This is a genomic window from Collinsella sp. AF18-8LB, from assembly GCF_003459795.1.
GTDB lineage: Bacteria > Actinomycetota > Coriobacteriia > Coriobacteriales > Coriobacteriaceae > Collinsella.
This window is the reverse complement of sequence record NZ_QRWU01000012.1, coordinates 1-23954: the sequence shown is the minus strand read 5'-3', so window position 1 is coordinate 23954 and position 23954 is coordinate 1. Positions and strand designations below refer to the sequence as shown.

Genomic DNA, 23954 nt, shown 5'->3' with positions numbered 1-23954 from the left:
CCCCGCCCACCCCCCGCCCGCGGGGGGGGGGCGCGGCCCAGGCTGCCGCCGGTGCCGCTGTGCCCACCATCTCGCGCGGGCGCGTGACCTTTGTGGATGCCGCTCTGCCGCAGGGCGTGGTGGTGCCCGATGCCAATCTAGCCGTGTTCTCGATCGCCGACCTCAACGCCCGCATGGATGCCAACCGTGCCCGCAGCCGCCGCAAGGTCGACATTACGCAGATCACCTTCCCCTTTAAGCCGGGCGACTACGTGGTGCACGCAACGCATGGCATCGCGCTCTTTAGCGAGATTGCGCGCCAGGAAGTGGGCGGCAAGGAGCGCGACTACTTTTTGCTGGAATATGCCGATGGCGACAAGCTCTACGTGCCGCTCGAGCAGGTCGACCGCATCACGCGCTATGTTGGCCCCGACGGCGACAAGCCGCGCCTGACTAGGCTCAATACCGCCGACTGGACGCGTGCCACCAACAAGGCGCGCAAGAACGCCAAAAAGCTGGCGTTTGATCTGGTCGACCTGTATACGCGCCGCTCGTCGATTACCGGTATCGCCTGTCCGCCCGATACGCCCGAGCAGATCGAGATGGAGGAGAGCTTCCCCTACGACGAGACGCGCGACCAGCTGGAGGCTATCGCCGACATTAAGGCCGACATGGAGGCGCCCAAGCCCATGGACCGCCTGCTGTGCGGCGACGTGGGCTTTGGCAAGACCGAGGTCGCCCTGCGCGCGGCGTTTAAGTGTGTGGACTCCGGCCGTCAGGTCATGGTGCTCTGCCCCACGACCATTCTGGCCCAGCAGCACTACGAGACCTTCTTTGAGCGCTTTGCCCCGTTTGGCCTTGAGGTCGAGGTGCTCAGCCGCTTCCGCACGCCGGCGCAGCAAAAGCGCGCGCTCAAGGCGTTTGCCGAGGGCACGATCGACGTGCTCATCGGCACGCACCGCTTGCTTTCGGCCGATGTGAACCCCAAGAACCTGGGCCTGGTTATCATCGACGAGGAACAGCGCTTTGGCGTGCAGCACAAGGAGCAGCTCAAGAACCTGCGCGAGCAGATTGACGTGCTCACGCTTTCGGCAACGCCTATTCCGCGAACCATGCAGATGGCCACGAGCGGCGTGCGCGACATGAGCCTGATCACGACACCGCCGACTGGGCGTCGTCCCGTGATCGTGCACGTGGGGGAGTACGACCCCGACGTGGTGAGTGCGGCGATTCGCCTGGAGGTGAGTCGCGGCGGACAGGTGTACTACGTGTCCAATCGCGTCAAGACCATTGACGACGCCGTGGCGCGCGTGCACGAGGCCGCGCCCGAGGCGCGCGTGGGCGTGGCGCACGGCAAGATGAGCCCGCGCGAGGTCGAGGACGTGATGATCGAGTTCGCGACCAAAAAGATTGACGTGCTCATCGCCACGACCATCGTGGAGAGCGGTATCGACAACGCGTGCGCCAACACGCTTATCATCGAGGATTCGCAGCGCCTGGGCCTGGCACAGCTCTACCAGCTCAAGGGCCGTGTGGGCCGCTCGGCTACGCAGGCCTACGCATACTTTATGTTCCCGGGCGAGCTGCCGCTTACCGAGGAGGCAACGGCGCGCCTGACCGCACTGTCCGAGTTCCAGGACCTGGGCAGCGGCATGCGCATCGCCATGCGCGACCTGGAGATTCGTGGCGCCGGCTCGCTTATGGGCGCCGAGCAGCACGGCAACCTGTCGAGCGTGGGCTTTGACCTGTTTACGCAGATGCTGGGCCAGGCCGTGGCCGAGGCGCGCGGCGACGACGATGCCGGCGTGGAGGCGGCGAACGTGGGCATTAACCTGCCGGCCGACTACTTCTTGTCCGAGGAGTACCTGCCGGCGGTGGATCAGCGCGTGCTCGTGTACCGTAAGCTCGCGGCGGCCGAGGACCTGGAGAGCATCGACGAGGTGCAGGAAGAGACTGAGGCCGCGCATGGCGAGCTGCCGTTGGCGGGACTCAACCTGTTCAACCGCGCGCGCATTCGTATTCGCGGCGAGCGCCTGGGGCTCGAGAGTGTCACGCTCAGCGGCGGGCGCATTACCTTCCTGGGCGTCGACGTGCCCAAGAAGGTGGCCTTTGAGTTCAAGACTCGCTATGGCGCGGTGAACTTCCCCAAGAGCCGCAAGCTATCGGTGCCCTACAAGGCGGGCGCCGGCGCAGGCAGCGGCCTGGGCCGCGGTCTCGACGCCAACGACGGCATCGGCCCCGTGGCGGCCGCACTCATGCTGCTGCAGCAGCTGGGTGCGAGCGACGACGACTAACAAGTAGGGGGCGTGGCGGGATGAAGCTGTCTTTGTCCCGCCACGTTGCAGGTTGATTCCAGCCCCATCGAAAGGAAAGCATGTTCGGATACATCTATAAGAAAGATGTCGCCATTATCGCGGTTGTCCTGTGCCTTTGTCTGGGCGTGGGCAGTTTCTTCGATTATCAGATCTCGAGCGCGCTGTTCAATATCGGCAGCATGTACGGTCGCTTTATCGAGGCCGCCGGCGAGCTGCCGTTCGAGCTGACGGCGAGCGTCGCGGGCGTTATGCTCGTACGCGCGGTGCGTCCCGACTCCAGGGGGAGCAAATGGCTCGCCGTGCTCGGCATCCTCGTCAACGTTGGCCTGGCCGGCTACGAGATCGTCTCGTCCCTGAAGGTTGGCGGTAAACTCATTGCCGTTCAGCTGGGGCTGACATTTGTGCTGGTCATCGCCGCCAACCTTATCGTCTATCGCCTCACGCGCACGACCGAGCCCGACGAGCTCACGCGCTGGGCGTTGATGGTGCTTGCCGTGTGGGTCGCTCAGGCCATTATCCTCAACGTGATTGTCAAACCGCTGTGGTCGCGCCCTCGCATGCGCGTGATCGAGGTGACGCAGGGTCTCGAGTTTCAGCCGTGGTGGGTGATCGGCAACCCCGACAAGTGGACTTATATCGCCACCGGTGTAATCAAGGACGGCTTTAAGTCGTTTGCGAGTGGGCACACGGCGCACGCGGCGATCGGTCTTATGCTCGCCGGGCTTCCCGCGGCGGCCTTTAAGGAAAAGCCGTCGCGCCGCCGCGTGGTCTTTTGGGTCGCCGCTGTGGTTGCGGAGCTCGTCGCCTTTGGTCGCATCGTGATTGGCGCGCACTTTTTGAGTGACGTGAGCTGCGGCTTTGCCCTGGTGCTGGCGCTCGAGTGCCTTGCTGCGCGCATTGCTTATCCGGGCGGCGTACAATAGCCCCATCTGAATCATCGGGCTCGTGCCCGGCTAGAGAGGATTATCATGCTCGCGTTCAACAACGACTATTCCCACGGCGCACATCCGGCGGTGCTGCAGGCGCTCGTCGACACCAATATGGAGCCGCAACCCGGCTACGGTACCGATGCACACACCGAGCGTGCCAAGCAGCTTATCCGCAAGGCCTGCCAGGCACCCGATGCCGACGTATTTTTCCTGGTAGGCGGCACGCAGGCCAACGCGACGGTGATCGATATGCTGCTCGCGCCGTACGAGGGCGTCGTCGCTGCCGAGACTGGCCACGTCGCCTGCCACGAGGCGGGCGCCATCGAGTTTGGCGGCCACAAGGTACTCACCATCCCCGGCTACGAGGGCAAGATGCATGCCGAGGATCTCGAAAACTATATCCAGGTGTTCTACGAAAACGAGAGCTACGAGCACACGGTATTCCCGGGCGCCGTGTATGTGAGCCTGTCGACCGAGTACGGCACGCTGTACTCCAAGGCCGAGCTCGCGGCGATTCATGCGGTGTGCCAGAAGCGCCAGATTCCGCTGTTTGTGGATGGCGCCCGCCTGGCCTATGCGCTGGCAGCCGATGAGTGCGACATTACCCTGCCCGAGCTGGCACAGCTGTGCGACGTGTTCTACATTGGCGGCACCAAGTGCGGCGCGCTTTGCGGCGAAGCCGTGGTGTTTTGCGGCATGCACGCTCCGGCACATCCCATTCCGCGCATTAAGCAGCACGGAGCGCTGCTTGCCAAGGGCCGCCTGACGGGCGTGCAGTTTGAGGCACTCTTTACCGATGGCCTGTATTTTGAGGTTGGTCGCCAGGCAATCGAGGCCGCGCAGGCGCTTCGTCGCGTGCTGCACGAGCGCGGCTACCAGTTCTTCTTGGAGACGCCGACCAACCAGCAGTTCGTGATTCTGCCCAACGAGGACATGGCCCGCATTCGCGAACATGCCTCGATCGAGTACTGGGAAAAGTACGACGAGGCCCACACCGTGGTACGTTTTTGCACCAGCTGGGCCACGACGCAGGAGGACATCGACGCGCTGGCGGCTGTCCTGTAGGTTGATGTAATGACGAGGGGCCGCCTTGCGCCTGGGTTTGGCGCGGGGCGGCCTTTGCTTTTGAGAGGGAAGGGTTGTATGGCCGAGATGTCCGAGCCGACGATTCGCCTGGCGACGCCCGAAGACGCGCCGGCGTTGCTTGCCATCTATGAGCCGTATGTGCGCCAGACGGCGATTACCTGCGAATACGAGGTGCCGAGCGTTGAGGAGTTCGCCGGGCGCATCGAGCGTACACTCAAGCGCTATCCGTATCTGGTGATGGAGCTGGACGGGCGTCCGGTGGGTTATGCCTACGTGAGCCCGCTCAACAGCCGCGAGGCATACGACTGGTCGGTCGAGACGTCAATCTACCTGGCGCGCGATGTGCGCCATGGTGGGCTGGGTCGCAAGCTGCACGATGCGCTCAAGCAATGCCTGGTCGCGATGGGCATCACCAACATGTGCGCGCTCATCGCCGTACCGCACGACAAAGACGACGAGTATCTGACGCACAACAGCCAGGACTTCCATGCCCATATGGGGTATCGCCTGGTGGGCGCCTTCGACCGTTGCGCCCAAAAGTTCGGCCGCTGGTACGACATGTGCTGGATGGAGCTGGTCCTAGCCGAGCGCGTCCCCAACCAACCCAAACCAACCTGGTTCCCCGACCTCCTCGCCTAAAACCACCACAATGGGGACAGGCACCTTTGTGGTGGTTTCTCTCGAAAATCGGCCGTTTTTGGCGCGTTAACCTTAAAAACCACCACAAAGGTGCCTGTCCCCATTGTGGTGGTTTTGGTGGTGGTTAGCCGATGGGCTCGGTGTATTTGGCGCGGTCGGTGCGCTGGATACGCTTGGAGATGTGCAGCGGGCGGCCGTCGGTGTCGTAGACGTAGTCGGTGATCAGAATCAGCGCCTGCCCGCGCTCCACATTGAGCAAAAACGCCTCGTTTTGCGAGGCGTAACACACCTCAAAGGTCTTGTGCCCCTGCGCCGGCGCGCGATGGAACTCCTGGCGCAGCGCGGTGTAGAGCGATCCGTTGATATCGCGATCGATGAGCGCCTCAAAACTTGGCGGCAGATAGGTGGTCTCCAGGCACAGCGGCGCATCGTCTAGATAGCGCAGACGGACGAGCTTGACGAGCTTGCTGCCCACGGCGGCATCGAAGAACTTGGCCACATTGCCTGCGGCCTTGGCAAAGCCCGAGTCCACGGTGCGCGTGGTGGGCTTCATGCCCTGGCCCTGGATCTGCGCCGTGTAGCTCGAAAACACCAGGTTGTTCTCGTGGAGCGCCGGCGTGTCAGCCACAAAGGCGCCGCGCCCGCGCTCGGTGCGAACCAGGCCCTCGTCGACGAGCACCTTAAGGGCATGGCGCACGGTGCTGCGCGACAGCCCCGATTCGTCCATGAGCTCCATCTCGGACGGCAGCTTGTCTCCGCAGGCGTAGATGCCGGCGGCGATGCGGTCGCGCAGCATGCCCGCCAAGCGCTCGTATTGGGCCAGTTTCTTTTTAGATGAAGCGCTCATGTGATTAACCTGTATCTAACCTGTATGCTTGCCTAATCAAGCATGTATCCAATTCAACAATAAAACCGCTGGTAACGAGTATTTATATACCGTATCAGCAAAATATCTAAGACAAATATAGCATACAACTAGTCGACATCGCTAAAACATGTATGTAACTTGTATGCCATCAAGAGCATCAAATGAGAAGAAAGGCTGATGCACGATGACTACTCAGGAACAGGTTAAGGATGTCGTCTCCCAGGTTTTGGCTGACAAGGCAGACAAGGGCGGCATCAAGCGCGTTGTGTGGATTGGCGCCGGCGGATCCAACGGCGGCAACTATCCTGCCCAGTACTTTATGGAGCACGAGGCTACGCAGGTCGTGAGCTCCAGCTACACCAGCAACGAGTTCGTGCACGCCACCCCGGCCTACGTCAACGAGAACACCCTGGCCGTCGTCGTTTCCATGCGCGGCACCAAGGAGACCATTGTCGCCGCTCAGGTCGCTAAGGACCACGGCGCCAGCACCATCGCCATCTATGTTGACGAGTCCGCCCTCACCGAGGTCTGTGACTACAAGATCCAGTACGACAGCCTGGCCGTCGACGAGTCCTGCATGGGCCGCACCAACTCCGCCGTTGTGACCATGATCGCTATGGAGCTTACGCAGCAGACCGAGGGCTATGCCGAGTACGAGACCGCTATGGCAGCCTTCGACCTGGTCGATCCTATCTATCGCAAGGCCGTTGAGTACACCCGTCCGCTCGCTGCCAAGTGGGCCGAGCAGAACGCTGACAAGCCCTGCATCAACGTCATGGCTCAGGGTCCGCTCTTTGGTGCCGCCTATGTCTTTAGCATCTGCAACGTGCAGGAGATGCTGCAGATCGACTCCTGCACCATCAACACCTGCGACTTCTTCCACGGCCCCTTCGAGATCCTGGACAAGCGCACCTCGCTGTTCCAGCTCATCAGCGTCGGCCGCAGCCGCTGCAACGACGAGCGCGGCATCCGCTTTGTCAACCAGTACGGTGGCGAGCGCGTCTATCAGCTCGATGCCAAGGAGCTCGGCCTCAACGACATCAAGGACAGCGTGAGCGAGTACTTCAACCACCTGATCTTTGCGCCGATCCTCAACAACGTGTACATGCGTGCACTCTCTGCCGTTACCCACAAGGACTACATGACGCGCCGCTACATGTGGAAGCTGGACTACTAGGAGTTACGCGGTTTTACCAAACCGCGTAACGGCTCGACGCTGCGCTGTCCGTCCTCTACCTGCGGCGGGTCACTCATTGGGGACGTACTTAAACGACTGCCCCAAGGTGAGAGTGGATAAGCTCCCGTTTTTGGCCTGTTTGGGGGCTCAAAGTGGGAGATTATTCACTCTCGTCATTTTGCGGCAGTTGGGTGACTAGTCATCGGGGACGTTTTTGTTTGACTAGTTGTTTAAGAACGTCCCCAATGACTACACTCCTTTTGTCTAGAGATTTCCCGTTTGCCGATTTGTGTCTTGATAAATGTATATAACGACTATAACGTAGCATGAAACATACTGGAAACAAAGCCAAGGAGGCTACGTTGAAGAGAAGCAATCTGGGCTATGTGCTGGTGCTGATCGCCGCGCTTATGTGGGGCAGCATCGGAATCTTTGTAAACGGCATCTCGGCCATGGGCGTTTCGTCCCAGAGCATGGCTGCCTTTCGCTTGTTGGTCGGAGCGCTTATCTTGGCGCCGGTCCTGATGTTTATGGGCTGCCGTCCGGGCGAGGGGTCTACCGTGGCTCAGGGTCCGCTGGCCCTGTTCAAGGCAAGCCCTAAAGAGCTTGTTCCCTGCGCGCTTGTCGGTATCGTCGGTTTGGCCGCCGCCAACACCTGCTATTACGAGTGCATGGGCGAGGTGGGCATGTCCACGGCCTCGGTGCTGCTCTACACCTCGCCGGTGTTTGGCGTCGTGCTCGGCCGCGTGCTTTATCGTGAGGACGTGACCCCCAACAAGCTCGTTGCCATTGTCTTTAACATCGTTGGCTGCGTACTTGCAGTGACCAATGGCGACCTTTCCGGTTTCCATTTTTCGGTTTGGGGCGTCACGTCGGGCGTGATTGCGGGCCTTTGTGGTGCGTCGCTCGCGGTGTTTAGCCGAATAGCAACCAAGACGGTCCACCCACTGGCCGTCACGTTTTGGGGCTTTGTTTTTGGCGGTGCGGTTATGGCAGCTATCGCGGCTCCGTGGCCGGATGTCGCCGTGGCAATGTCGCCACAGCTGCTGCTGCTGTTCCTTGGCTTTGGACTCATCCCCACAGCCGTGGCTTACATCTTATATATGCAGGGTCTATCCATGGGGCTCGAGACGTCGAAAGTTCCCGTCGTAATGTCATTCGAGACAGTCGTCACCGTACTGCTGGGCATTGGTATCTACGCGGAGCCCGCCGGCACGATCAAAGTATTGGGCATTGTCTTGGTGCTCGTGTCCATCGTGATCATGAATACGGATTTTACCATGCTGCGCAACAGTACCTTTGTCGGCCATGTTATTGAGAGCATGACCTTTAAGCCCAACGCGTGGTGGACGGAGAAATCGCAGGACATGGATCTCTTCAAGGAGCGCACGGGCATCGCGCTGGAACCCACCGTGCAGGAAAGCCCCTGGTATTTCGTGCGATAGAGGCAGTGTAAGCCCTTGGGGAACGTAACTGAGCGGGACTGTCCAACGAGCCACGGCGCTTTCGTTTCCAGTCAGTTAAACCCGCGAACGGTCGATATTTGGCCGTGAGTGGTTCTTATAATAATTATCAATATTCGCAACGTATAAGACGTTATAATGACCATAACGAAAAGGAGGAGGCAAGATGAATCAGATCATTCTCGCATCTCATGGCGGCCTGGCCGCAGGCGCCAAAGACACGCTCGAGATGGTTCTCGGCGACGTGTCGAACGTCCACGTCGTGTCGCTTGCTCGTGACGACAAGGAGCCCATCACCAATAAGGTGGACGCTCTGATCGCCACGTTCAACGCGGACGACACCGTCTATGTGCTGACCGATATGCTCGGCAGCTCGGTCAACAACAGCATGGTCGAGCTTTCCCGCAACGGTGCAGCATTCACGGTGATCAGCGGTTTCAACATTCCGCTGGCACTGACGCTCGCTATGAGCCCCGTCCCCGTCACGGGCGCCGAGCTCGCGGCCCTCATCAACGAGGCCCGCACCGGTCTGACCAACCCCAACGCGCCGATCGAGGCTGCCGTGGCCCCCACTAAGAAGGCCAAGGCGCCCCGTCACGGCTCCGGTCCCGCCAAGATCGTCCTCGCACGTCTTGACTACCGTCTGCTGCACGGCCAGGTCGTCTTTACCTGGACCACCAAGGTTCAGGCCGAGCGCATCATCGTCGTCGACAACGCTGCCGCCAACGATGACATCAAGAAGGGTGCTCTAAAGTTGGCCAAGCCCCAGGGCGTGCGCCTGAACGTCTTCACCGTCGAGCGTGCCCTCGCCAAGATGGACAAGCTCAACACCCTCGGCGAGCGCGTCATGTTCGTCTTTGGCAACACGGCCGAGATGCTGCAGTTCTGCCAGGGTTACAAACTCGACGCCATCAACCTGGGCGCCACCGCCAACCACGACGGTGCCGATCAGGTCGGCGGCAAGGACAGCTCCGTCTTCTTCGACGCCACCCAGAAGGCCGACGTCAACCAGCTGCTCGACATGGGCATCAAGCTCTACGTCCAGCAGACCCCCACGTATCAGAGCGTCGACATCGACGCCAAGCTGTAATCAACCAGGCTTTTGCCTGACTGAAAGGAGAAGGGTATGAATACGTTCATCAGTGCGGTGCTCGTCGGCCTCGTCGGCGTGTTCTGCATGTGGGACTCCCGCCTGCTCGGTCGTCTTAACTTCGAGCAGCCCCTCGTTGGCGCCACGCTCGTCGGTCTGCTGCTGGGCGATGTGCCCACCGGCCTTGCCGTCGGTGCCGCCGTCGAGCTCGTGTCCATGGGCCTGGTGCAGGTCGGCGCCGCCGTTCCGCCCGATATGGTCCTGGGCGGCATCGTGGCAGCTGCCTTCGCGTGCCTGACCGATGCTTCCGCCGAGACCGCCATGACGATCGCCATCCCGGTCGCCGTCCTGGGTCAGCTCCTCGGCATCGTGTTCCGTTCCATCATCGCCGCCCTCACCCATGTGGCCGATAGCGCGATCGATAACGGCAAGTTCAAGACCGCCTACCGCATGCACATCTGCGCCGGCTCCGGTCTGTACGCCATCATGTACTTCCTGCCGATCTTCCTGGCCGTCTTTGTCGGTACCGACCTGGTCCAGGCCATCGTCAACATGGTTCCCGAGTGGCTGTCCACTGGTCTGAACGTCTCGACCAAGATCATGACCGCCTACGGTCTGGCCCTGCTGCTCACCATGATGATCAAGAAGGGTATGACCCCGTTCCTGTTCATCGGTTTCCTGCTCGCCGCTTACCTCAACCTGTCCGTCATCGCGGTCGCTCTGATCGGTGTGTGCCTGGCTGTCGTCTTCATGGGCTTCAAGTTCAACGGTTCCCATGCAGCCGCCGGTGTCGATTCCGACTACGATCCGCTCGAAGACGACGAAGACTAAGGAGGAACACACTATGGCAACCACAACCAAGGACGTGTCCCTGAACAAGAAGGTCAGCCAGTTCTTCTGGCGCTCCTGGGCCATCCAGGCCTCTTGGAACTACGAGCGTCAGATGAACATGGGCTTCCTCTACGGCATGGTTCCCACGCTCGATCGCCTCTACCCCGACGAGTCTGACCCCAAGCAGCTCGCTGCTAAGAAAGAGGCCTACCATCGTCACATGGCGTTCTACAACTGCACCCCGCAGACGAGCGCTTTCGTCCTGGGCCTCGCCGCCTCCATGGAGGAGGAGTACGCCAAGGATCCCGAGAACTTCGACCCCGATTCGATTAACGCGGTCAAGACCTCCCTCATGGGCCCGCTTTCCGGCATCGGTGACTCCTTCTTCCAGGGCACCATCCGCGTTATCGCCTTTGGCCTGGGCGTTCAGCTGGCTCAGCAGGGCTCCATCATGGGCCCGATCCTGGCCATGCTCATCTCCATCGTGCCCTCCGTGCTGATCACGTGGTTCGCTGCCAAGATCGGCTACCAGGGCGGCCATGAGTACCTGAGCAAGCTCCAGGGCGGCGACCTCATGGAGAAGCTCATGTATGTCTGCGGCATCGTGGGTCTTATGTCCGTGGGCGGCATGATCGCTACGCTGATCGGCGCCACCACCCCGCTGCAGTTTGCTGAGGGTACCGTCGTTATCCAGGACATCCTGGACGGCATGATGCCCCAGATGATCTCCCTTGGCCTCACCGGCCTTATGTACTGGCTCATCAAGAAGAACGTCAACACCGGTTGGCTTCTCGTGATCGCCATCGTGGGCGGCATCGCCCTCTCCGCGGCCGGCATCCTGGCCTAGTCGCGACCCAGCGTCTAACCGCTTTCCCCCGGGGGCCTGCCTGGCATCCCATACCCCAGGCAGGCTTCCATCCCTAAATGTGTCAAAGGGACAGTCCCTTTGTCGCATCCTCAACGGGCCGGCGACTCGGTCCTAACCACGGTAACCCTGCGAGCGTCCGGCAATGTGACGCCGCAAAAATTCGAAAGGAATGTGTCAGATGTACGAGATCGACCTTAACCTCCCTAAGCAGATCGTCGCTGACGTCCTGTCCAACCACGAGATTCACAGCGTCGCCTTCGTCGGCTGCGGTGCTTCTATGTCCGATCTTTACCCCGCCAAGTACTTCCTGGCCAACAACACGGACAAGCTGAACGTTCAGATCTTCACCGCTAACGAGTTCAACTACGACACGCCTTCTTGGGTCAACGAGCACACCTTCGTGATCACCTGCTCCCTCGGTGGCTCCACGCCCGAGACCGTCGAGGCCAACAAGACCGCCAAGAAGCACAACTGCCCGGTCGTCTCCCTCACCAACAAGGCTGGCTCCGCTCTGACCGTCGACGCCGACCACGTCATCGTCCACGGCTTCCACGCCAACTACGCTGCCAAGTGCGAGAAGCCCGGCTATGCCATCGCCCTTGCTCTCGAGATCCTTCAGCAGACCGAGGGCTATGACCACTACGAGGACATGATCACCGGCCTCACCAACGTCTTCGAGCTCTGCGAGAACGCCGCTCAGTCCGCCAAGGGCCTCGCCAAGCAGTTCGCCCAGGACTTCAAGGACGACGAGATGATCTACTTCATGGCCTCCGGTGCCTCCGAGAAGATGGCTTATTCTCACGCCGCCTTCCTGTTCACCGAGATGCAGTGGATTGACGCCGCCGCCTACAACACCGGCGAGTACTTCCACGGCCCGTTCGAGGTTTCCACCGAGGGTAAGCCCTACGTCTTCTTCATGTCCGACGGTGCCACCCGTCCGATGGACGCTCGCGCCCTCACCTTCCTGCAGCGCATGGGCGCCAAGGTCGCTCTGATCGACTCCAAGGACTACGGCCTGGCCGACGCCGTGCCGGCAAGCGTCGTCACCTACTTCAACCCGCTGCTGCACCTCGCCGTTATGCGCGAGTACGGCAACCAGATCGCCGAGGCCCGTCAGCACCCGCTGACCATGCGTCGCTACATGTGGAAGCTTTCCTACTAATCACAAGTAAGTTAACCTTACGGGTTGATTGAGAGGGGATGGGGTTTTGCCCCGTCCCCTTTTTTGCTCTGGGGAGGGCGTGTGCGCACGCGCCGCAAAACCCCAGATAAAACCTACCAAAATAAACCTGTCCCTTTTTGGCAAGTGGGAGGAGATGCGTATGATCAAGGCAGTGCTGTTTGATATGGACGGCGTGCTGGTCGATACCGAGTGGTTCTACAACCGTCGCCGCGTGGCGTTTATGGAAGAGAAGGGGTTCCACTTTGACGAGATCCCCGATCTTTCGGGGTCTAACGAGCCCGCCATTTGGAAGTCGCTGGTGCCCGACGATGTTGAGCTGCGCGAGCGCCTGCGCGTGGAGTACAAGCAGGTCTACAGCCCGGTCCATCCCGTTCCGTATGCCGAGCTGCTCAACGAGCAGACGGAGCCGGTGATGCGTGAGCTGCACGAGCGCGGCGTGAAGTGTGCCATCGCGAGCTCGTCCTACCGTGAGCTCATCGACGAGCTGGTGGAGATTGCCGGTATCGCCGACGTGCTGGACTACACCATCAGCGGCCATGAGTGCAGTGCGTTTAAGCCCGACCCCGAGATCTATTTGCGCGCCATGGAGGCGTTGGGTGTTGAGCCGGCCGAGTGCCTGGTTATCGAGGACTCGCCTATGGGCATTGAGGCCGGCAAGCGCTCCGGCGCCCGCGTCCTGGCGCTGCGTCCGCACGAGGGCGTCAACCTGGACCAGTCCGCCGCCGACACCATCATCGACAACCTGGCCGACATTTTGGCCGCTTTGTAGCGTCGATCCACCACGAGTAGTACAGATTCGCACGTCTTTTGCGGCGGATTGGCTTAATTTGGCTTGGATTTTGATTCGTTTGACTTCGACTCAGACTAAGTGAGTAGACTTTTTGGCACATGCCGAGCACAAAGCGTATCTGCTTTAGTAAAACCGCAGGTCACAGAGGTGGCAGTTTTTGGTGTGCTCGGCAGATCGTAAAAAGTCTACTCACTTAGAATTTGGCTCTTTGGTTGGGGAGCTGCTGGCTCGTTTTGGTTGTCGAGAGAGGGTTAATTGAAGCGCCCACTCGCGCTCCATGCTACAATCGCCGGCATGCCCCACAATTACATCTGCCTTCGAAAGGAGCCTACGTGGCGAACGCCATCGATCAGCTCACGGACCGCGTGCTCGTGCTCGGCCGCCTCACCATCGTCCGCCGCGCCATTACTGCCGTGGCGGTCACGATTTCCGCCATTCTTCAGACATTTCTGATCCAGGCGTTCATTCAGCCCGCCGACCTGCTACCGAGCGGTCTCACCGGCGTCGCCGTCTTACTCGATCGCGTCACCTCGCTCGGCGGCGTTCATATCGATATCTCGCTCGGCATGCTCGCGCTCAACATCCCCGTGGCGCTTCTGTGCTGGAGCGGCATTAGCAAGCGCTTCGTCATCTTCTCGATGATGCAGGTCGTGCTCTCGTCGTTGTTCCTCAATATCTTTCACTTCGCCCCGTTTTTGGGCGACAAGATCATGCTCATCATTTTTGGCGGCGTGGTCTCGGGCCTGGGCGCTGCCATCGCGCTTAAGTCCGGCGCATCCACCGGCGGTACCGACTTTATCGCTCTGTGGGTCTCCAACCACACGGGCAAGACCATCTGGGGCGTCATCTTTGGTTTTAACTGCTTTATCCTGGCGATCTTTGGCTTTATGTTTGGCTGGGACAACGCGGCGTACTCCATTGTGTTTCAATTTATTTCGACCAAGACCATCGACAGCTTCTATCGCCGCTACGACCGCGTGACGCTGCAGATCACGACGCGCGAGGCAGATGAGGTCATGACCGCCTATGTCAATCACTTTCAGCACGGCATTAGCTGCGCCGAGGTCATTGGCGGATACAGCCGCGAAAAGATGTACCTGCTGCACACCGTTGTCTCGACCTACGAGAGCCAGGATATCGTCAAGCTGGTGTGCGACATCGACCCCGGCGCCGTGATTAATGTGTTCCACACGCTTAACTTTGTGGGCGGCTGGTGGGGCGGTCATGTCGACGAGCCCATGCCTACGGCCGTGCCCGATCCCGACAAGCCCGCGCGCATGGCCAGCAGGCAGGCCCGTCTGCACGATCAGGAAAGCTTGCAGCAGGACGACGGCAAGTAAAGATTTGCTGTATGCGGTGTATCGTTTTATCAAGCTGAGGTAACATATAAAAAGACGTTATATACGTATTAGTTATTTCGATATTTTGATAAGAGTGATCAGATATGCCAGCGCCCAAAAATGCACCGCTTTACCAGCAGATTTACGACGAGATCAAGGAAGCGATCGAGAAAGGCGTTTATGCACCTAAGGAGCGCATCCCGTCCGAGCTTGAGCTTGCCGAGCAGTACGAGGTGAGCCGCATTACGGTGCGCCGCGCCGTCGAGGAGCTGTGCTCCGATGGCTACCTGGTTAAGCAACAGGGTCGCGGCACCTTTGTTTCCACGCCGCACATCAACCGCCAGTTCCATGCCTCGACGCTGCAGACGTTTTCCGCGCTATGTGTCGACAACGGCATGAAGGCCGGCGCGCACGTGGTTGATCGCCAGATTGTGCCGGCGCGTCAAAACGAGATGGAGTTCTTTGGCCTGCAGAAGGACGCGCTGCTGCTGCATATCAAGCGCGTGCGTACGGCCGATGGCGAGCCCATATTTGAGGAGAACATCTTTGTGCCGTTTGACGCCTACCGTGAGCTGTTGACGGCCGATCTTGAGGACAAGTCGATTTTTGCCGAGGTCGAGCGTGTTGGTGGAACGCCGATTGTCTCGGTTGGCTACCGTACGGTCGAGGCCGTTCGAGCTAACGTCGAGCAGGCGGCCGAGCTGGGCATTGCTCCGCACGATCCGCTGCTCAACCTGCGTGCCGGCTTTACCGGTCCCAACGGCGAGCCGGTCCTGATGGGTAAGCAGTACTACGTGGGATCGCGCTACGTTATGGTGATGTAGTTCGGGATAGAAAACGAGAGTGGATAATCTCCCGTTTTAGGTCCGGTGGCGGCCTTAAAGTGGGAGATTATCCACTCTCGTTCGTCGGGTGTCCAAAAATCCACTCTCGTTCCTTTCGGAACGCGTTGCTCGTGGCTAGCGGCAGCTCGGCGCTGGTTCGCGTGGCGGCGTATAATCGGCGGCAGAGGATTCTGACGTTAGGAAACCATGACCGATAGCATGCAGCAGATGGCGCTCGACACGCTCGGCGCCTATTTTGGCTACACCTCGTTTCGCCCGGGGCAGGACCGCATGGTCGATGCGATCCTTGCCGGTCGCGATGCGCTGGGCGTTATGCCCACGGGCGCCGGCAAGTCCATTTGCTACCAGGTGCCCGCGCTCATGCTGCCTGGCATCACCTTTGTGGTGAGCCCGCTGCTATCGCTTATGGAGGACCAGACCCGCGCGCTGCTCGCGGCGGGTGCGCGCCCCAGCTATCTCAACTCCAGCCTTACTCCGGCCCAGCAAAACACCGTGCTCAAGCGGGCGCGCGAGGGTCGCTACCAGCTTATGTACGTGGCGCCCGAGCGCCTGCTCGAGCCGCGCTTTTTAGCCTTTGCGCAGGAGGCCGCGGCGGACGGCGGCATCGGCGTGCCGCTCGTGGCCATTGACGAGGCCCACTGCGTAAGCCAATGGGGCCAGGATTTCCGCCCCGCCTACCTGCAGATTCGCGAGTTCATCGATTCCCTGCCGCAGCGCCCCATCGTGGCGGCCTTTACCGCTACGGCGACCGAGCGCGTGCGCGCGGACATTCAGCAGATGCTCGGCCTGCGCGACCCGGCCACGGTCGTGACGGGCTTCGACCGCAAGAACCTCTACTTTGGCTGCGAGGAGATGGGCGACAAGGCTAAGGCCGCCTGGGTGCGCGACTATGTGATCGCGCATTCGAGCGAGAGCGGTATCGTGTATTGCTCGACCCGCAAGACCGTCGATGCGCTCGCCGGCGAGCTTGTCGAGGCGCTGGGCCCCAGCGGCATTCGCGTGGGCCGATACCATGCCGGCATGGGCAACGACGCCCGTCGCCAAAGCCAGCGCGCTTTTATCGACGACGACATTCAGGTGATGGTTGCCACCAACGCCTTTGGCATGGGCATCGACAAGCCCAACGTGCGCTACGTCATCCATAACAACGTGCCCGAGAGCATCGAGGCCTACTATCAGGAGGCGGGTCGCGCCGGCCGCGATGGCGATCCTGCCAGCTGTCACCTGCTGTGGAATGGCAACGATTTTCGCATGCGCCGCTTTTTGATCGACCGCGGCGATGCGGCCGACGAGGCGCTCGACGATGAGCAGCGCGCGTGGGCGCTCCAGAATCGATATCGCCTGCTCAGTCAGATAGAAGGCTACTGCAATACCACCGGCTGCCTGCGCGAATACATGCTGCGTTACTTTGGCGACGAGGCCGCGGCCGAGCATGCGGCCGTAGGCGGCACCGCCTCGGATGACGCCGAGGGCTGCGGCAACTGCAGCAACTGCCTTACGCAGTTCGAGGTCGAGGACGTCACCGATATGGCCCGCGCCACCGTGCGCTATGTGGCCACGCGGCCCATGCGCTTTGGCAAGTCGCTCATCGCCGATGTGCTTCACGGCGGCAACACCGAGCGCGTGCGCCAGATGCATCTGGACGAGGATCGCGGTTATGGCGAGCTGTCGAGCGAATCGGTCGGGCGCATCAAGGACATCATCGGCCAGTTGTGCGGCCGCGGTTATTTGGCCGCCTCGCAGGGGCAGTACCCGGTTGTGGGGCTGGGTCCGCGTGCCGGCGAGGTCGAAGAGGAGGCGTTTGCCTTTACCGTTAAGCGCCGTGCGTCCAAGCGCAAGGCCTCGGCCCGCGCTCGCCGTGCGGTGGATCTGCTGCGCGAGGAGGCCGAGCTGGATCAGCGCCCGCGCGTGGGCGACGATGCCGAGCTATTCGAGCGCCTGCGTGCCCTGCGCAAGGAAATCTCGACCGAGCTGGAGATGGCGCCGTACATGGTCTTTTCCGACAAGGCCCTGCGCGGTCTGTGTCGCCTGCGTCCGCAGACGCGCGACGAGCTTATCCAGGTCAACGGCATCGGCGAGAAAAAGGCAGACGCCTTTGGCGAGCAGTTTATGGCGGCGATTGAAGAGTTTGAGTCCGAGCATGCGCGAGATGGAGCGTAACGATGGCAACTGACGATAAAACCGAGCGTGCCGACGTGTCCGCCGTGCCGCTGTACCAGCAGGTCATGGACGACCTAAAGGGCGAGATCGCGCGCGGCGTGTACGCGCCCGGCTCGCGCATTCCTTCCGAGATGGAGCTTGCGAAGTCCTACGGCGTGGGGCGCATTACCGTGCGCCGCGCCATCGAGGAGCTGTCGCGTGCGGGGTATCTCAACCGCCAACAGGGGAGGGGCACCTTTGTGTGCGCCCCCAAGCTCAAACGCAAGATTCGCCAGAAAGGCGATGTCCAGAGCTTTACCGAGGGCTGCGCCGCCAACGACATGGTGGCCGGAGCACGCTTGGTGTCGCGCACGGTGGTCGCGGCGACGCGCGAGGACGCGGCTTTTTTTGGCGTGGAGCCCGGCTGCGAGCTTATCGTGGTCGAGCGCGTGCGCACGGCAGATGGCGTGCCCGTCATGCTCGAGAACAACGCCTTTGTGCTGGCCGATCATCCCTACCTGCAGACGCTTGCCGACGAGGGCCTTGCCGATAACTCGATCTTTGCGTTCGTTGCCGAGCATTCGGGCCGCGCACCGCTCAAGTCCGACCCCTGCACCGTGGAGATTGCGCTTGCCGATGCTCAGGCGGCCCCGCTGCTGGAGGTGCCGGTCGGCGAGCCGCTCTTCTATATGGAGGCTTACTTTACCGATGCGGACGGGCTGCCCCTGCTGCTCGGGCGTCAAAAGATCGTGGGCTCGCGCTACTTGTTTGACATCTAACGCCCATAGACAGAACAACATAGAACAAATTTGCTGAAACGACTTCACCTGTGACAGCTCGCATGCTATAAATAGGACAACATAGAACGATCGCAGGTACGAGCTGTCGTCGTTCAAAGCCGCCACACAAGGAGGAGCGTCACGGTGAACGCACACGATCTGATTCAGGAAATTATCGAGCGCAAAGGTAAGATCGAGAACGTCTTTTGGATCGCCTGTGGCGGTTCGATGATCGACCTGATGCCGGCCAACGAGCTGCTCAAGCGCGAGGCCACCACGTTTGCCTCGACGGTCTACACCGCGCGCGAGTTTTGCCTGATGGCCCCCAAGAGCCTGGGGCCGAAGTCGCTCGTCGTCGCCTGCAGCCACAGCGGCAACACGCAGGAGGTCGTCGACGGTTGCGAGATGGCGCTGGCTGCCGGTGCCGAGGTCGTGGCTATGACCGACTATGCTGGTTCCAAGATCGACAACGGCAAGTGGACCACCTGGGTCTATCCGTGGGGCAAGGGCGAGTCGCAGGCCGAGGTCCCGCAGGGCATCGGCGTTCTGATGGCTGCCGAGCTGCTCGATCAGCAGGAAGGCTACGAGGCGCTCGCCGACATGTATGCCGGCCTTAAGCAGATGGACGCGCTGCTGCCCGCCGCCCGCGAGAAGGTCAACGCGGAGCTGGGCGACCGCTTTGCCGAGCTCTGCCAGCAGCACAAGTTCTTCTACATCCTGGGCTCCGGCCCCAACTTTAGCCAGACCTACGCTATGGCCATCTGCTCGCTCATGGAGATGCAGTGGCAGCACTGCTGCTACATCCACTCCGGCGAGTACTTCCACGGCCCCTTCGAGGCCACCGAGCCCGGCGTGTTCTACTTTGTGCAGCTCGGATCGGGCGAGTGCCGTCCCATGGAGGAGCGCGCGCTCGCATTCCTCAACACGCATACCGATACGGTCATAGTGCTCGATGCGCTCGAGTACGGCGTGGACGAGGTGCCGGCCAGCGTGCGTTCGTTCCTGGAGCCGATCTTCTTCTACGCGATGAGCTGCGAGCTGCGCGCCGCCCGCGGCAAGGTGTTCGACCACAGCCCCGAGGTTCGTCGCTATATGGGTGTCGAGCAGTACTAGGTGCCGGGAAAAGTATTCACCTTCGATTCGCAAGCGAACAGCGTGCGTAAAAAGCGGGCCGCGTCGGTGGGTTTCCGGCGCGGCCCGCTCTGCATTGCGTCCATGCGTGGGGGGTATCGCGTCAACCGACGACCTACTTGGCGTCGTAGGCCTCGGCATCCCACCAGTCGAGCTGGGCAATGTTGTCACGGATGTGCTGGCAGCTCTTGTGGAAGCCTTCGAGCTCGTGCTCGGAAAGGTCGAGCGTGTAGACCTCCTCGACGCCCTCGGCACCGATCACGCACGGCAGGGAGGTAAAGATGCCTTCCTCGCCATACTGGCCGGTCATAAGCGTAGAGGCCGAAAGCACGGCGTGCTCGTTGTGCAGAACGGCGGCGCAGACGCGCGCGGCGGAGTTGGCGACGGCGTACTCGGTGCACTGCTTGCCGGCGTAGGTCACATAGCCGCCCTTGCGCGCGAGCTCCTCGACCTCCATGTGGTCGAAGGCGTACTTGTCGGGGTTCTCGGCCTGAAGCTCGTTGAGGCTCTTGCCGGCGATGGTCGCGGCTTTAAAGGCGGCAAGCTGGCTAAAGCCGTGCTCGCCGATCATGTAGGCGTCGATGGACTTGGGGCTCACGCCGATCTTCTTGGAGATCTCGGTGCGCAGGCGGGCGGAGTCCAGACCGCAGCCCGAGCCGATGATCTTCTTGGGATCGTAGCCGGTCAGGTGCCACAGCTCGGTGCACACGACGTCGCAGGGGTTGGAGATGCTCACGAAGATGCCGTCAAAGCCGGCGTCGACGATGCGCTTGGCAAAGGTGCGCGCGGCGTCGGTGGTAAAGAACAGCTCGCCGTCGCGGCTGCCAGCGGCCAGCGCGACCTTGCCGGCGGCATTGACGATGACGTCGCAGCAGGCCAGCTCCTCGTAGTGGTCGTAGCAGTTGACGATCTTGGTGTTATACGGGACAAACGAAAGGGAGTCGCGCAGGTCCTGGACCTCGGACGTCACCTTGGCCTCGTTGATATCGCACAGGTACAGCTCGTCGGCAATGCCCTGCATAAGCAGGCTGTTGGCGACATGTGCTCCTACGTGGCCCTGGCCGACCACACCGATCTTACGTGTCTGGTACATATATGTATCCTTTCGGCCGAGTTTTTCGCGTCGAACCATTGTAGCGTCCAGCTGCCACTTTGCTAGACTAAAGCGCCGTAGATTTTTAGGACATGCCTTAATCTCTACTTTTGGAGTGATTTGGGCCGCTGACGGCATCGCTGGGCGATGTGCTCGCGCGGATGGGGCCGCTCGTTGTACCATAGCTGCAACTGACTCGTAAGGAGCATCCATGCCCATTCGCATCCCCGACGCCCTCCCTGCCGCCGCGCAGCTCGAGAGCGAGAACATCTTTGTCATGACCGAGTACCGCGCGTTGCACCAGGACATCCGTCCGCTGCGCGTGCTCATTCTCAACCTCATGCCCACCAAGATTGCCACCGAGACGCAAATCATGCGCAAGCTCTCCAACACGCCGCTGCAGGTGGAGGTGGATCTGCTGCGCACCAAGACGCACGAGGCCACGCACGTGAGCGCCGGCCACCTGGAGACTTTCTACCGCACGTTCGACGACATCCGCGACATCCACTACGACGGCCTGATCATCACGGGCGCGCCGGTGGAGCAGATGCCGTTCGAGGAGGTCGACTACTGGCCCGAGCTCTGCCAGATCATGGATTGGTCCACCACGCACGTGCACTCTACGCTGCACATTTGTTGGGGCGCGCAGGCGGGGCTCTACCATCATTACGGCATCCAGAAGTACGACCTGCCGGCAAAGGCGAGCGGCGTGTTCGAGCATTATCTGGTGAAGCCGCAAAGCCCGCTGGTTCGCGGCTTTGACGACCGTTTCTATGCCGTGCATTCGCGCAATACCGATGTGCGTCGCGAGGACGTGGAGGCCGAGCCGCAGCTTGAGGTCGTGGCCGTGTCCGACGAGGTGGGCCTGTACATCGTCAAGTCGACCGACAGCCGTCGCTTCTTTGTCTTTGGCCATCCCGAGTACGATACCGACACGCTGCGTCTGGAGTACGAGCGCGACGTCAAGCGCGGGCTCAACCCTCAGGTGCCGGCGCATTACTTCCCGAACGACGACCCCACCGCCGAGCCGCGCAACGTCTGGCGCAGCCAGGCTCAGCTGTTTTACACCAACTGGCTCAACTACTACGTCTACCAGACCACGCCCTACGACCTGGCCCGCGCCGGCGAGGAGCACTAGACTGCGATGGTACTGCTGTAGCCGTGGCTGATGTGGCGGCGATTAGGCGCTGATGATGTTGGGCAGCGGCAGGTCGTGGGCATCGGTGGGGACGTGGTTGATGCGTTGTTCGTCAAAGGCGATGCCGATGATTTGGCATGCGGGTGAGAGCATGGGCAGGTAGCGGTCGTAGCAACCGCCGCCGTAGCCCAGACGCGCGCCGGTTTGATCGAAGGCCACGAGCGGCACAACAATCATGTCGAGTGCTTCGGCAGGCACGATGGGGAAGCGGTCGCTGTCGATGTCCGTGGCCGCGAAGGCCCGCGCGGGGTGGGCGGTAAACGGAGCCGCGAACGCATCGTCGGCGGCAACTGCTCGCATGCACATGCGCTGGCCACAAGCTGCGGTATCAATTGCCGAGAGCATGCACGGATAGGCCACGCGCCAGCCGCGCGCGGCGACCGCAGCGGCAAACGCGGCAGGATTGACCTCGGAACCCATCGCGGCATAGATGGCAACGGTGTGCGGCACCGCGGCATCCGAGCGATCCAACAGCTCAACCAGCTGCGTACAGATAACGGCGGACTTTGCCGCACGCACATCCAAATCAAGAGCATCGCGCCGGGCAATCACCGCCCGCCGCAATTCGGTCTTATCCATCCCAGCCTCCTCTCCCAAACCTGCCAAAAAGGGACAGGTTAATTTTGGCAGGTTTTATCTGGGCAAACGTCGAAGCCGCCGCAAAGGCGCCCTTTGTGGCGGCTTCGACTCGACGTTGGCTTCACAGCGCCGCAGCGATCGCTTCAGTCACAAACTTATTGAGTGACTCACCCTTCTTTGCCGCCGCCAGCGCTGCTTGCTTGTGGAGCTCAGAGCCCGTTCTTACGTTGAACGAGCCCTTAAAAGCCCGCTCGGGTTCCTTGCCCTTCTCGGCGCAAAACTCAAGGTAATCGTCGACGGCGTCGTGGAAGCATTGCTCCACTTCTTCAGCCGTGGAGCCTTCAAATACGATTGCGTCCCTAATGCCGGCGACCATACCTGTTAGCACATGCTGTTCGGCATCGAACTCGACCGGGGCGAAATAACCCTTGTATGCCAAAACGTTACTCATGACTACCTCCGACATCTTGCAGAAAGCGAACTATGTTTCGAATGGTCCCCGCTGTCAATTCGTCAGATGGATGAGGCGTGTGCATTACGAACATCCTGCCATCTGATGGCCTGTAGAAGCGAACGCGCGATCCGGATGTCTTGCCTTTGCTGTCCATTTCAAAGCCATATGAAGCTATAACTTTAAGAAAGTCAGCGAATCTATACGTTGAAGGACAGCTAAGCAGCTGGGCGATGAGTTTATCGGATCGAGTCATCCCGCCTCACATTCTGCAACTATATTCTAGTTGCAATTTCAGTTTGATGCAAGCACCTCTACTATAGAACATGTGTGCGTATAGAACAAGTGTTCGAATCACAACTGAGGAAGGAGACAGGCACCTTTGTGGTGGTCTGTGCTGTGGAGTGGGCGTCTGCGGCGGTTTGTCTCAATCTGTAACAGTAACTCGGCAAAATTGGACCTAGATGTTACAGATTGAGACAAACCGCCGCGGTGGGCTGCGCCGCCCCGCTCAAACCGCAGAAAAAAGGTAGATTTTCAGACATGTCCCAAAAATCTACCTTTGGTGGTTAGGCCAGAAGGTCGACTACGTTGAAGCCGGCATTGCTCTTGGCGATGACGTCTCGACCGCCAAAGACGCAGGTCGGCGACTCGGCTGCGATGCGCGTCACATCGGCGCCGAGCGAGCGCAGTTCACCGGGCGTGGCGGCAAGCATATGGGCGCGGCGCTTCTCGCGCGCGTCGGGATCGAGGCCGGCCAGGTAAGTCGTGTTGCGGCGTTTGGTGAGCGCGTACGGCTTCACGGGCGCGTCCATGCCGCTCACACAGCTTACGATAAAGCCCTCGAAGGCGGCCTCGTCGGGCTCAAAGTTGCCGAGCCATTCGCCCGCGCGCGCCACGCGCTCAATCGAGGGATCGATTGCCGGGTCGCGGTAGGTGTAGAACGCCGCCTGGCGCTCGCCGGCCGCGCGGAATCCGCAGCCGTACGCGCCGCCCTTTACGCGGATCTCGTTCCACAGGTAATCGTAGGAGAGCGCGTTGGCGGCAACCGCCCAGGCGCCCGTCACGTCGATGCCCAGACGGCGCGGGTCGCATGCGCTTGCCGCAAAGCAGATGTCGCTGGGGATGACAAAGGCCTCGTGGCGGTCGCGCGGCACCGGCACCACGAGCGCGTCGCGGCC

General features: G+C 60.9%; 22 protein-coding genes and 1 pseudogene. 17 read left to right on the top strand and 6 right to left on the bottom strand.

Annotated features, from left to right (window positions below):
- The 4 genes from mfd to DWX25_RS08845 form a co-directional block, all read left to right on the top strand.
- A partial coding sequence (gene mfd / locus DWX25_RS09720; protein ID WP_233514247.1) for a transcription-repair coupling factor occupies positions 1 to 2273 on the top strand: 2273 nt, incomplete at its 5' end.
- 80 nt (positions 2274 to 2353) lie between these two features.
- A complete protein-coding gene (locus DWX25_RS08855; protein ID WP_117799299.1) occupies positions 2354 to 3217 on the top strand; it encodes a phosphatase PAP2 family protein in 864 nt (287 codons plus the stop codon).
- A 45-nt stretch (positions 3218 to 3262) separates the two neighbouring features.
- The gene (locus DWX25_RS08850; RefSeq protein ID WP_117763537.1) at positions 3263 to 4288 is read left to right on the top strand and encodes a low specificity L-threonine aldolase; all 1026 of its coding nucleotides are present in this window, start codon (positions 3263 to 3265) and stop codon (positions 4286 to 4288) included.
- A gap of 78 nt (positions 4289 to 4366) precedes the next feature.
- Positions 4367 to 4948, top strand: a complete 582-nt coding sequence (locus tag DWX25_RS08845) for a GNAT family N-acetyltransferase (protein ID WP_117735434.1) — start codon at positions 4367 to 4369, stop codon at positions 4946 to 4948.
- Positions 4949 to 5072: 124 nt separating this feature from the next.
- Here the strand turns inward: DWX25_RS08845 and DWX25_RS08840 are convergent, their stop codons facing one another.
- A complete protein-coding gene (locus DWX25_RS08840) occupies positions 5073 to 5795 on the bottom strand; it encodes a GntR family transcriptional regulator (protein ID WP_117799300.1) in 723 nt (240 codons plus the stop codon).
- Between the two features lie 205 nt (positions 5796 to 6000).
- Between DWX25_RS08840 and DWX25_RS08835 the strand changes: the two genes are divergently transcribed.
- The 12 genes from DWX25_RS08835 to DWX25_RS08780 all read left to right on the top strand — a co-directional run bounded on the left by DWX25_RS08835 (position 6001) and on the right by DWX25_RS08780 (position 19434).
- Complete coding sequence (locus tag DWX25_RS08835) at positions 6001 to 6993, top strand: SIS domain-containing protein (protein ID WP_117648180.1); 993 nt, start codon at positions 6001 to 6003, stop codon at positions 6991 to 6993.
- Positions 6994 to 7355: 362 nt separating this feature from the next.
- Positions 7356 to 8438, top strand: coding sequence for a DMT family transporter (locus DWX25_RS08830; RefSeq protein ID WP_158557595.1), 1083 nt, complete (start codon positions 7356 to 7358; stop codon positions 8436 to 8438).
- Between the two features lie 184 nt (positions 8439 to 8622).
- Complete coding sequence (locus DWX25_RS08825; RefSeq protein WP_117743119.1) at positions 8623 to 9546, top strand: PTS mannose/fructose/sorbose transporter subunit IIAB; 924 nt, start codon at positions 8623 to 8625, stop codon at positions 9544 to 9546.
- A 36-nt stretch (positions 9547 to 9582) separates the two neighbouring features.
- Complete coding sequence (locus DWX25_RS08820) at positions 9583 to 10377, top strand: PTS sugar transporter subunit IIC (RefSeq protein ID WP_022095161.1); 795 nt, start codon at positions 9583 to 9585, stop codon at positions 10375 to 10377.
- Between the two features lie 13 nt (positions 10378 to 10390).
- Positions 10391 to 11224, top strand: a complete 834-nt coding sequence (locus DWX25_RS08815) for a PTS system mannose/fructose/sorbose family transporter subunit IID (protein ID WP_117735438.1) — start codon at positions 10391 to 10393, stop codon at positions 11222 to 11224.
- 199 nt (positions 11225 to 11423) lie between these two features.
- On the top strand, positions 11424 to 12407 hold the full coding sequence (locus DWX25_RS08810; RefSeq protein WP_233502247.1) for an SIS domain-containing protein: 984 nt from the start codon (positions 11424 to 11426) through the stop codon (positions 12405 to 12407).
- Positions 12408 to 12567: 160 nt separating this feature from the next.
- A complete protein-coding gene (locus tag DWX25_RS08805) occupies positions 12568 to 13197 on the top strand; it encodes an HAD family phosphatase (protein WP_158553134.1) in 630 nt (209 codons plus the stop codon).
- 353 nt (positions 13198 to 13550) lie between these two features.
- Complete coding sequence (locus DWX25_RS08800) at positions 13551 to 14558, top strand: YitT family protein (RefSeq protein ID WP_117799302.1); 1008 nt, start codon at positions 13551 to 13553, stop codon at positions 14556 to 14558.
- Between the two features lie 104 nt (positions 14559 to 14662).
- Entirely contained in the window at positions 14663 to 15382 is a 720-nt protein-coding gene (locus DWX25_RS08795) for a GntR family transcriptional regulator (RefSeq protein WP_117799303.1), read from the top strand.
- Between the two features lie 207 nt (positions 15383 to 15589).
- Complete coding sequence (locus DWX25_RS08790; protein WP_117799304.1) at positions 15590 to 17563, top strand: ATP-dependent DNA helicase RecQ; 1974 nt, start codon at positions 15590 to 15592, stop codon at positions 17561 to 17563.
- Positions 17564 to 17565: 2 nt separating this feature from the next.
- Entirely contained in the window at positions 17566 to 18321 is a 756-nt protein-coding gene (locus tag DWX25_RS08785) for a GntR family transcriptional regulator (protein ID WP_117799305.1), read from the top strand.
- A gap of 144 nt (positions 18322 to 18465) precedes the next feature.
- Positions 18466 to 19434 carry an SIS domain-containing protein gene (locus DWX25_RS08780; RefSeq protein WP_117799306.1) on the top strand — a complete coding sequence of 323 codons (969 nt, stop codon included), beginning with the start codon at positions 18466 to 18468 and terminating at the stop codon, positions 19432 to 19434.
- 133 nt (positions 19435 to 19567) lie between these two features.
- Here the strand turns inward: DWX25_RS08780 and DWX25_RS08775 are convergent, their stop codons facing one another.
- Positions 19568 to 20545, bottom strand: coding sequence for an L-lactate dehydrogenase (locus tag DWX25_RS08775; RefSeq protein WP_117735446.1), 978 nt, complete (start codon positions 20543 to 20545; stop codon positions 19568 to 19570).
- Between the two features lie 211 nt (positions 20546 to 20756).
- Between DWX25_RS08775 and metA the strand changes: the two genes are divergently transcribed.
- Complete coding sequence (gene metA / locus DWX25_RS08770) at positions 20757 to 21683, top strand: homoserine O-succinyltransferase (protein WP_117583845.1); 927 nt, start codon at positions 20757 to 20759, stop codon at positions 21681 to 21683.
- A gap of 42 nt (positions 21684 to 21725) precedes the next feature.
- On the opposite strand, the gene DWX25_RS08765 is transcribed toward metA, so the two are convergent.
- The 4 genes and pseudogenes from DWX25_RS08765 to DWX25_RS08750 all read right to left on the bottom strand — a co-directional run.
- A complete protein-coding gene (locus DWX25_RS08765; protein WP_117799307.1) occupies positions 21726 to 22322 on the bottom strand; it encodes a 5-formyltetrahydrofolate cyclo-ligase in 597 nt (198 codons plus the stop codon).
- Between the two features lie 121 nt (positions 22323 to 22443).
- Positions 22444 to 22773, bottom strand: a complete 330-nt coding sequence (locus tag DWX25_RS08760; RefSeq protein ID WP_022094981.1) for a type II toxin-antitoxin system HicB family antitoxin — start codon at positions 22771 to 22773, stop codon at positions 22444 to 22446.
- Positions 22766 to 23029, bottom strand: a complete 264-nt coding sequence (locus DWX25_RS09825) for a type II toxin-antitoxin system HicA family toxin (protein WP_117799308.1) — start codon at positions 23027 to 23029, stop codon at positions 22766 to 22768. Before DWX25_RS09825 ends, DWX25_RS08760 begins: the two co-directional genes overlap by 8 nt.
- Positions 23030 to 23342: 313 nt before the next feature.
- Positions 23343 to 23954 (bottom strand): annotated as a pseudogene (locus tag DWX25_RS08750) (peptidase M16); the annotation flags it as partial.

Coding starts and splice junctions, on each gene's coding strand:
- DWX25_RS08820 (WP_022095161.1), top strand. CDS start 9,583: ATGAATACGTTCATCAGTGCGGTGCTCGTCGGCCTCGTCGGCGTGTTC.
- DWX25_RS09825 (WP_117799308.1), bottom strand. CDS start 23,029: ATGACTCGATCCGATAAACTCATCGCCCAGCTGCTTAGCTGTCCTTCA.
- DWX25_RS08785 (WP_117799305.1), top strand. CDS start 17,566: ATGGCAACTGACGATAAAACCGAGCGTGCCGACGTGTCCGCCGTGCCG.
- DWX25_RS08810 (WP_233502247.1), top strand. CDS start 11,424: ATGTACGAGATCGACCTTAACCTCCCTAAGCAGATCGTCGCTGACGTC.
- DWX25_RS08795 (WP_117799303.1), top strand. CDS start 14,663: ATGCCAGCGCCCAAAAATGCACCGCTTTACCAGCAGATTTACGACGAG.
- DWX25_RS08790 (WP_117799304.1), top strand. CDS start 15,590: ATGACCGATAGCATGCAGCAGATGGCGCTCGACACGCTCGGCGCCTAT.
- DWX25_RS08815 (WP_117735438.1), top strand. CDS start 10,391: ATGGCAACCACAACCAAGGACGTGTCCCTGAACAAGAAGGTCAGCCAG.
- DWX25_RS08855 (WP_117799299.1), top strand. CDS start 2,354: ATGTTCGGATACATCTATAAGAAAGATGTCGCCATTATCGCGGTTGTC.
- DWX25_RS08760 (WP_022094981.1), bottom strand. CDS start 22,773: ATGAGTAACGTTTTGGCATACAAGGGTTATTTCGCCCCGGTCGAGTTC.
- metA (WP_117583845.1), top strand. CDS start 20,757: ATGCCCATTCGCATCCCCGACGCCCTCCCTGCCGCCGCGCAGCTCGAG.
- DWX25_RS08845 (WP_117735434.1), top strand. CDS start 4,367: ATGGCCGAGATGTCCGAGCCGACGATTCGCCTGGCGACGCCCGAAGAC.
- DWX25_RS08765 (WP_117799307.1), bottom strand. CDS start 22,322: ATGGATAAGACCGAATTGCGGCGGGCGGTGATTGCCCGGCGCGATGCT.
- DWX25_RS08840 (WP_117799300.1), bottom strand. CDS start 5,795: ATGAGCGCTTCATCTAAAAAGAAACTGGCCCAATACGAGCGCTTGGCG.
- DWX25_RS08805 (WP_158553134.1), top strand. CDS start 12,568: ATGATCAAGGCAGTGCTGTTTGATATGGACGGCGTGCTGGTCGATACC.
- DWX25_RS08825 (WP_117743119.1), top strand. CDS start 8,623: ATGAATCAGATCATTCTCGCATCTCATGGCGGCCTGGCCGCAGGCGCC.
- DWX25_RS08850 (WP_117763537.1), top strand. CDS start 3,263: ATGCTCGCGTTCAACAACGACTATTCCCACGGCGCACATCCGGCGGTG.
- DWX25_RS08775 (WP_117735446.1), bottom strand. CDS start 20,545: ATGTACCAGACACGTAAGATCGGTGTGGTCGGCCAGGGCCACGTAGGA.
- DWX25_RS08835 (WP_117648180.1), top strand. CDS start 6,001: ATGACTACTCAGGAACAGGTTAAGGATGTCGTCTCCCAGGTTTTGGCT.